The following is a 7920-nucleotide window of genomic DNA, read 5'->3' on the forward strand; positions in this document are numbered from 1 at the left end:
AGAACGGCGGGCGTTTCGTACAACGGGAAGAACGGGTCGTCGCCGAGCGTGTCCTGCATCGTCTTGATGACGTGCGCCATGGTGTCGAGGCCGACTACGTCCGCCGTGCGGAACGTTGCCGATTTCGCGCGGCCAAGACGGGCACCGGTGAGGTCATCGACTTCATCGAAGCGCAGTCCGAACTTCTCGGCTTCTGCGATTACCGCGAGAATCGAAAACACACCCACGCGATTCGCGATGAAATTCGGCGTGTCCTTCGCGCGCACGACGCCCTTGCCGACCACGCTCGTCAGAAAAGTTTCGAGCTGATCGAGGATTTGCGGCTGCGTGGTATCGGTCGGAATCAGCTCGACCAGATGCATGTAGCGCGGCGGATTGAAAAAGTGCACGCCGCAAAAACGCGCTTTGAGTTCGTCCGAGAAACCCTTCGACAACTCCGTGATCGAAAGCCCCGACGTATTGGTCGCGAAAATCGCCTTCTCGCCGATATACGGCGAAACCTTCTTGTACAGGTCGTGCTTCCAGTCCATGCGCTCGGCGATCGCTTCGATCACCAGGTCGCACTCCGCAAGCGCAGCGATGTCGTCGTCGTAATTCGCGGGCTGGATGTATTGCGCGTCGTCCTTCACGCCGAACGGCGCGGGCGACAGCTTCTTCAGATTCTCGATCGCTTTCAACGCGATGCCGTTCTTCGGACCTTCCTTGGCCGGCAGGTCGAACAGCAGGACCGGCACCTGGGCGTTGATCAGGTGCGCAGCGATCTGCGCGCCCATCACGCCGGCGCCGAGAACCGCCACCTTGCGTATGTTCAGATTGCTCACGTTTGTCTCCGGGAGAGGTATTCGGTATGACGATGCGCTACGTCCGCTGAAGACGTAGCGCAGTGCAAAAGAGGCCTAGAACAAGGCTTCGTCGTATTCCATCAGCGTCTTCGATCCGGCGCGCGCGGCGCGGATCGTCGATGCCGTTTCAGGCAGCAGCTTGGCGAAATAGAAACGCGCGGTGGCGAGCTTCGCCTTGTAGAACGGATCGCCTTCGGCTTCTTTATCCAGCGCGATCCGCGCCATGCGCGCCCAGAAATACGAGAACACCAGATGCCCGACCGTACGCAGATAAGGCACGGCAGCGGCGCCGACTTCGTCCGGATTCTGCATGGCCTTCATGCCGATTTCCATCGTCAGTTTCTGCACCTTGTCGCCGATATCCGCAAGCGGGTTGATGAACTCCTGCATCTCCGGCTTCACGCCTTCTTCTTCCACGAAGTCCGTGACGAGCTTGCCGAATTTCTTCAGCTTCGCGCCCATGTCGCCGAGAATCTTGCGGCCGAGCAAATCGAGCGCCTGAATCGAATTTGTGCCTTCGTAGATCATGTTGATGCGGGCGTCGCGAACGTATTGCTCCATGCCCCATTCGGAGATGAAACCGTGGCCGCCATAGATCTGCATGCCCATGTTCGTGCCTTCGAACGCGTTGTCCGTCAGGAAGGCCTTGATGACCGGAGTCAGCAACGCGACCAGATCGGCGGCGTCCTTGCGCGCTGATTCGTCGGCGTGGGACAGTTCCTTGTCGATGTTGAGCGCCGCCCAGTACGTGAACGCGCGGCCCGCTTCGGCATAGGCCTTTTGCGTGAGCAACATGCGACGAACATCCGGATGCACGATGATCGGATCAGCGCCTTTCTCCGGCGCTTTCGGACCGGTCAGCGAACGCATTTGGAGGCGTTCCTTCGCGTACGTGAGCGAGTTCTGATACGCGATCTCCGTCAGTCCGAGCCCCTGCATGCCGACGCCCAGACGCGCGGCGTTCATCATCACGAACATGGCGTTCAAGCCCTTGTTCGGCTCGCCGACAAGCCAGCCCTTCGCTGAATCCAGATTGATCACGCACGTGGAATTGCCGTGAATGCCCATCTTGTGTTCGATGGAACCGCACTTCACGCCATTGCGTTCGCCCGGCGCGCCAGCATTGGTCGGAATGAATTTCGGCACGATGAAAAGCGAAATGCCCTTCGTGCCGCTCGGTGCGCCCGGCAAGCGAGCCAGCACCAGGTGCACGATGTTCTCGGCCAGATCATGTTCGCCGCTGGAGATGAAGATCTTCGTGCCGCTGATGGCGTACGAGCCGTCGCTGTTCGGCTCGGCCTTCGTGCGCAGCATGCCGAGGTCGGTGCCGCAGTGCGGTTCGGTCAGGCACATCGTGCCGGTCCAGGTGCCATCCACGAGCTTCGGCAAATAGGCCTTCTGCAACTCGGGCGCGCCGTGCGCGTGCAGGCATTCATAGGCGCCATGCGAGAGGCCGGGGTACATCGTCCAGGCCTGGTTCGCCGAGTTCAGCATTTCAAAAAGCGCGTTGTTCACGAACGCCGGCAAGCCCTGGCCGCCGTATTCCGGATCGCAACCGAGAGCCGGCCAGCCAGCTTCAACATATTGCTTATAGGCTTCCTTGAAGCCCGCCGGCGTGCGCACGACGCCATCGCCTTCGTACGTGCAGCCTTCACGATCGCCAACCTGGTTCAGCGGGAAGAGCACCTCGGCGCAGAACTTGCCGGCTTCCTCCAGAACCTGATTGATCGTGTCGGCGTCGAGGTCCGCATGCTTGGGCATGTTCTTGACCTCGTTTTCTACGTTGAGCAACTCGTGCAGCACGAATTGCATGTCACGCAGCGGCGCGGTGTACTGTCCCATTCTTCATCTCCAAATGTCCAGGAAGCTTGGGCCCTGAGCGCCGCCGAATCCGCTGTGCTACCGCGTGCTGCTAATTCGTCGACGCCTGACGGCCGTTGCTTTGATACGAAACAATCGTTTTTTCCAGCGCGTCCCGCGTCAGTTGCACGGCCTCCGGCAAGTGCAGGAAGCGCGCGTCATGATGCAGACCGAGCGTGAAACTATAGAGTTCAAAAAGCATCAGCGCAGGATCTGTATCCGCACGCAAATGCCCCTCATCCTTCGCCTGGTTGATCGCCCGCGTAAGCGCTGCTCGCCAGATCGTCACGCTATGCACCAGTTGCTCGCGGACTGCACTGTCGGCGCGATCGTCGTACTCCACCGCACCGCTTATGTAGATACAGCCCGTCGTTACCTCCTCGATGCGCTTTTCCATCCAGCGCGCCAGCATGGAACGCAAACGCGGCAAACCGCGTGCTTCGCGAAGGCTCGGGTAAAACACTTCATCCTCAAAGCGGCGGTGATACTCCTTCACTACTTCGACCTGCAGGTCCTCGCGCGAGCCGAAATGCGCGAACACGCCGCTCTTGCTCATCTGCATCCGTTCGGCCAGCAAGCCGATCGTCAAACCTTCGAGTCCGTCCCGGCTAGCCAGGTCCAGCGCGGCGTCGAGGATTGCGACTCGTGTCTGTTCGCCTTTTCGCATGATTTTTACCGTTTTCATTTAATCGAAATAAAATCGAACGGCCGTACGATTATTGTAGCCGACCGTTCCTGAAACAAGCTTTTTATTAGAAACCGGGGTCTAACTTTTCGTCGCGTCGTTAGACACGGCTCAAGTTTGTGCCGGTTTGTGGCCTTGCAGCCAGTGGTAGTGGCCCGAGCACATCAATCGTAGCGACCGATGGTGAGCATTTTCATCATCGTGCGATACGCGTTGTAGGCAAGCCAATTAAGCAGGCGCTCACCAGCCGGACGCGCCGCGTATTGTTCGAGCGTGATCGGCCGGGCGTCTTCGTAGGCCGCGATGATTGCGTCACGCAACTTCACGATCTCGTTCTCGTGATTCACGAGCACCATGTTCGCCTCGTTGTTCAAGACGAGGCTGAGCGCGTCGAGATTGGACGAGCCGACCGTCGCCCAGTTCGAATCCACCACGGCGACTTTCCCATGTAGCATGGTTTTCTCGTATTCCGCGATCCGCACGCCCGATTTCAGCAAGTTCCGATACAGAAACGGCGTCGCATAGTCGAGCGCGACAAACTCCTTCCTGCCGATCACCAGCGTCACACGTACGCCGCGCTGTGCTGCGCGAACCAGCGCGCGGCGCAGCTTGCGGCCCGGCATGAAATACGGGTTCGCCAGCATCACTTCTTTTTCCGCGTGCGAAATCGCCGCCAGGTACGCCTTTTCGATCGCCCGCCGATTCAGGAGGTTATCGCGGGCGACGAACGCCACGCACGGCCGGTCCACGGCGTGAATCATGCCGCGCCGCGCCCGCAGACGCGCCCGCAGCGCGCGCCGGCTGCTACGGGATGAATCGCCGGGCGTGCCGCCCTGATCCGCCGGACGTGCGGTGCGCGGTTTCACGCCGAGGCGGATCCGCTGCCACTGGAGATCGAAGGCCTCGCGAACATCCGATACCACGGGCCCCTGCGCCTCCAGCGCGAAGTCCCATCGGGCGAATTCGATGCGCATGCCATTCTGCTCGTAGTCATCGACTATGTTGATGCCGCCGCAGAACGCAATCTGCCGGTCGATCACCACCAGTTTCCGATGCGTCCGCGAGAACCCGAGCTGACCGAACAGATGCGGGTTATAGATGCGATGTTCGACGTTCGCCGCAGGCCATTCATCGAAAAGCGGAAGCTTCGCCGTCCCGATGCCGTCCGTGATAACGCGCACGTGCACGCCGCGCCGCGCCGCGTTCATCAACGCGGTCGAAACGGCGCGGCCGGCGGCGTCATCGCAGAAAATATAGGTTTCGAGCGAGACCTCGTGCTTCGCGGCGTCGATGCGGCCAATCAGCGCCGGAAAAAACGCATCGCCCGATTTGAGCAGTTTGACCGTGTTGTTGATCGTGAAGCACAACCTTCCCGGGCGGCGGCCGCGAAACAGCGCCTGCTTGAGTCGCGCAAAGCGACGCGAAGGTCCGCCGAAACCCATCACCGGCTGTGCTCCGCGAGCCGCTCGGGCAATTGCAGGATCGCCTCGCGATTGGACGACGAGAAACATTTCGCCGCGGCCTCGCGGAACGGCAACCAGAGAAACGCGGTGTGCTCGCGCGGCGCGAGCGTGACGGGAATGCCGTGCGGCACGAGCAGGCTGAACTGGTGCTCGACGTTGCGCACCACGCCTTCAGCATAGCGATGCCGCCATTCGGGATAGATGTCGTACTCGATCTCATGATGCCAGTCGATGAGCGAACGCTCGGGCACGCCCGGGCTTCCGACCACGATGCCGGTTTCCTCGGCCACTTCACGCGCGGCGGTGAGGGCGAAGGTTTCATCGATGTGATCTTTCGAGCCCGTCACGGACTGCCAGAATCCCGGCCGGTCGGCGCGCTCGATGACGAGCACGTCCATTTCGGGCGTATGGATGACAACAAGAACAGATTCGGGGATTTTTGGCGGCTTGGGCATTTTGGAAACGGTGCGGCCATTCGTGGAAGCTGGCCGAAGAATGTACCCCAAAAAACGAAAAAGGCGCATCAGGCGCCTTTTTCGTTTCGGGTGTTGCAGATGGATTACGGCTTACTGCACCTTCGGTTCCGGCTGGCGCAAACGAATATGCAGTTCCTTCAACTGCCGTTCGTCCACTTCGCTCGGGGCTTGCGTGAGCAAGTCGGTCGCGCGCTGCGTCTTCGGGAACGCGATCACGTCACGGATCGAATCGGCACCGGCCATCATCGTGACAATCCGATCCAGACCGAACGCAATACCGCCGTGCGGCGGCGCGCCGTACTGCAGCGCGTCGAGCAGGAAGCCGAACTTGATCCGCGCTTCTTCAGCGTTGATCTTCAGCGCGCGGAACACCTTGCTCTGCACTTCTTCCTGATAGATCCGCACCGACCCACCACCGATTTCCCAGCCGTTCAACACCATGTCATAAGCCTTGGCAAGGCAGCGGCCCGGATCTGTTTCCAGATATTCCAGATGCTCGTCTTTCGGGCTCGTGAACGGGTGATGCGCGGCCACGTAGCGGTTGTCTTCTTCATCGAACTCGAACATCGGGAAATCGATGACCCACAGCGGCTTCCAGCCCGATTCGAACAGGCCGTTCGCGCGGCCAAATTCCGAGTGACCGATCTTCAGGCGCAGCGCGCCCAGGCTGTCGTTCACCACCTTCGCGCGATCCGCCGCAAAGAAAATGATGTCGCCGTCTTGCGCGCCGGTCCGTTCAATGATCGCGGTGATCGATGCGTCGTGCAGGTTCTTCACAATCGGGCTTTGCAGGCCGTCGCGGCCCTTCGCGATGTCATTCACCTTGATCCAGGCCAGGCCCTTCGCGCCGTAGATACGCACGAACTCCGTGTAGCCGTCGATCTCGCTACGCGTCATCTCGCCGCCGCGCGGCACGCGGATTGCCGCCACGCGGCCATCCTTGGAGTTGGCCGGCGTACTGAAGACCTTGAAATCAACGTCACGGACAGCATCCGTCAGGTCCGTGAATTCGAGCTTAACGCGCAGGTCCGGCTTGTCCGAACCAAAGCGGCGCATGGCTTCCGAATACAGCATGACCGGGAATTTTTCGTCGAGCGAAACGTCGATGGTCTTCTTGAACACGTGACGGATCATCGCTTCGAACAAGTCGCGGATTTCCTGCTCGCTCAGGAACGACGTTTCACAGTCGATCTGCGTGAATTCCGGCTGACGATCGGCGCGCAGGTCTTCGTCGCGGAAGCACTTCACGATCTGGTAATAACGATCGAAGTTCGCGACCATCAGCAACTGCTTGAACAATTGCGGCGACTGCGGCAACGCGAAAAATTGACCCGGGTTCGTACGCGACGGCACCAGGTAGTCGCGCGCGCCTTCCGGCGTGCTCTTGGTCAACATTGGCGTTTCAATGTCGATGAAACCCTGGTCATCCAGGTACTTGCGCACTTCGATTGCCACGCGATACCGCAAGCGCAGGTTCTGCTGCATTTGCGGACGGCGCAGGTCGAGCACACGATGCGTGAGGCGCGTGGTTTCGGACAGGTTGTCGTCGTCGAGCTGGAACGGCGGCGTGACCGACGGGTTCAGCACATTCAGCTCATGGCACAGCACTTCAATCTTGCCGCTCGTCAGGCCGGCGTTCACCGTGCCTTCGGGCCGAGCGCGCACGATACCTTTCACCTGCACGCAAAACTCGCCGCGCACGCCCTCGGCGACCTTGAACATCTCGGCGCGATCCGGATCGCACACGACTTGAACGAGGCCCTCACGATCGCGCAGATCGATAAAAATCACGCCGCCGTGATCGCGCCGGCGATGAACCCAGCCGCACAGCGAAACGCTTTGGCCCAGGAGGGCTTCGGTCACCAGACCGCAGTATTCAGATCTCATCGACATGATGTTGTGTCTTTCGTTATTCATTGATCAACGGCGCGCGCGAACACACGGAAAACGGCGTTCGCGGCGCGCCGGCATTACAGCGGCGGGTCGACAGGACGGCGCGGCGCGGCCTGCACTTGCGGCATGGACGGCGCGACGACTCCCATTGACACGATGTACTTCAACGCAGCATCGACGGACATGTCGAGCTCGATGACTTCGCTTTTCGGCACCATCAGGAAAAAGCCCGAGGTGGGATTCGGCGTGGTCGGCACGTAGACGCTCACATGTTCTTCGGTCAGGTGATTGACGACGTCGCCGCCTGGAATGCCCGTCAGGAACCCGATGGTGTACGAACCCGAATGAGGATAACGGATCAGGAGTGCCTTGCGGAACGCGTTGCCGCTGCTCGAAAGCAACGTGTCCGACACTTGTTTCACGCTGGTATACAGCGGTCCGACCACGGGAATGTGACGCACGATCACATTCCACCACTCGACCAGTTTCTGGCCGACGAAGTTCTGCGTGAGCAAGCCCACGACGAAAATAAACGCCAGCGTCAGCAACGCGCCGAGACCGGGCAAATGAAAACCGAACAGTTGCTCCGGCTGCCACGACTCGGGCAACAGCAACAGCGTCTGGTCCATCGTTCCGATCACGAGGCTGATCACCCACAGCGTGATGGCGAGCGGAACCAGCACCAGCAGGCCGGTCGCGAA

7 protein-coding genes are annotated in these 7920 nt (G+C 60.2%); all 7 read right to left on the reverse strand.

The genetic code is table 11. From position 1 onward, the window contains the following. Positions 1 to 821 (reverse strand): 3-hydroxyacyl-CoA dehydrogenase family protein (locus tag ACFFAR_RS18500; protein WP_375508241.1); only part of this gene is annotated, 821 nt, incomplete at its 3' end. A gap of 75 nt (positions 822 to 896) precedes the next feature. Further along, on the reverse strand, positions 897 to 2684 hold the full coding sequence (locus tag ACFFAR_RS18505) for an acyl-CoA dehydrogenase C-terminal domain-containing protein (RefSeq protein WP_062169094.1): 1788 nt from the start codon (positions 2682 to 2684) through the stop codon (positions 897 to 899). Positions 2685 to 2754: 70 nt separating this feature from the next. Further along, positions 2755 to 3369: a TetR/AcrR family transcriptional regulator gene (locus tag ACFFAR_RS18510; RefSeq protein ID WP_062000674.1), complete on the reverse strand. Its 615-nt coding sequence runs from the start codon at positions 3367 to 3369 to the stop codon at positions 2755 to 2757. A gap of 182 nt (positions 3370 to 3551) precedes the next feature. Continuing rightward, positions 3552 to 4829: a cardiolipin synthase ClsB gene (gene clsB / locus ACFFAR_RS18515; RefSeq protein WP_075358957.1), complete on the reverse strand. Its 1278-nt coding sequence runs from the start codon at positions 4827 to 4829 to the stop codon at positions 3552 to 3554. Further along, the gene (nudB, locus tag ACFFAR_RS18520) at positions 4829 to 5305 is read right to left on the reverse strand and encodes a dihydroneopterin triphosphate diphosphatase (RefSeq protein ID WP_174363375.1); all 477 of its coding nucleotides are present in this window, start codon (positions 5303 to 5305) and stop codon (positions 4829 to 4831) included. Before nudB ends, clsB begins: the two co-directional genes overlap by 1 nt. 111 nt (positions 5306 to 5416) lie before the next feature. Then, positions 5417 to 7219, reverse strand: a complete 1803-nt coding sequence (gene aspS, locus ACFFAR_RS18525) for an aspartate--tRNA ligase (RefSeq protein ID WP_174363376.1) — start codon at positions 7217 to 7219, stop codon at positions 5417 to 5419. Positions 7220 to 7296: 77 nt separating this feature from the next. Beyond that, a partial coding sequence (locus tag ACFFAR_RS18530; protein WP_375508242.1) for a DUF502 domain-containing protein occupies positions 7297 to 7920 on the reverse strand: 624 nt, incomplete at its 5' end.

The organism is uncultured Caballeronia sp. (assembly GCF_964243625.1).
In the GTDB taxonomy this organism is placed as follows: domain Bacteria; phylum Pseudomonadota; class Gammaproteobacteria; order Burkholderiales; family Burkholderiaceae; genus Caballeronia.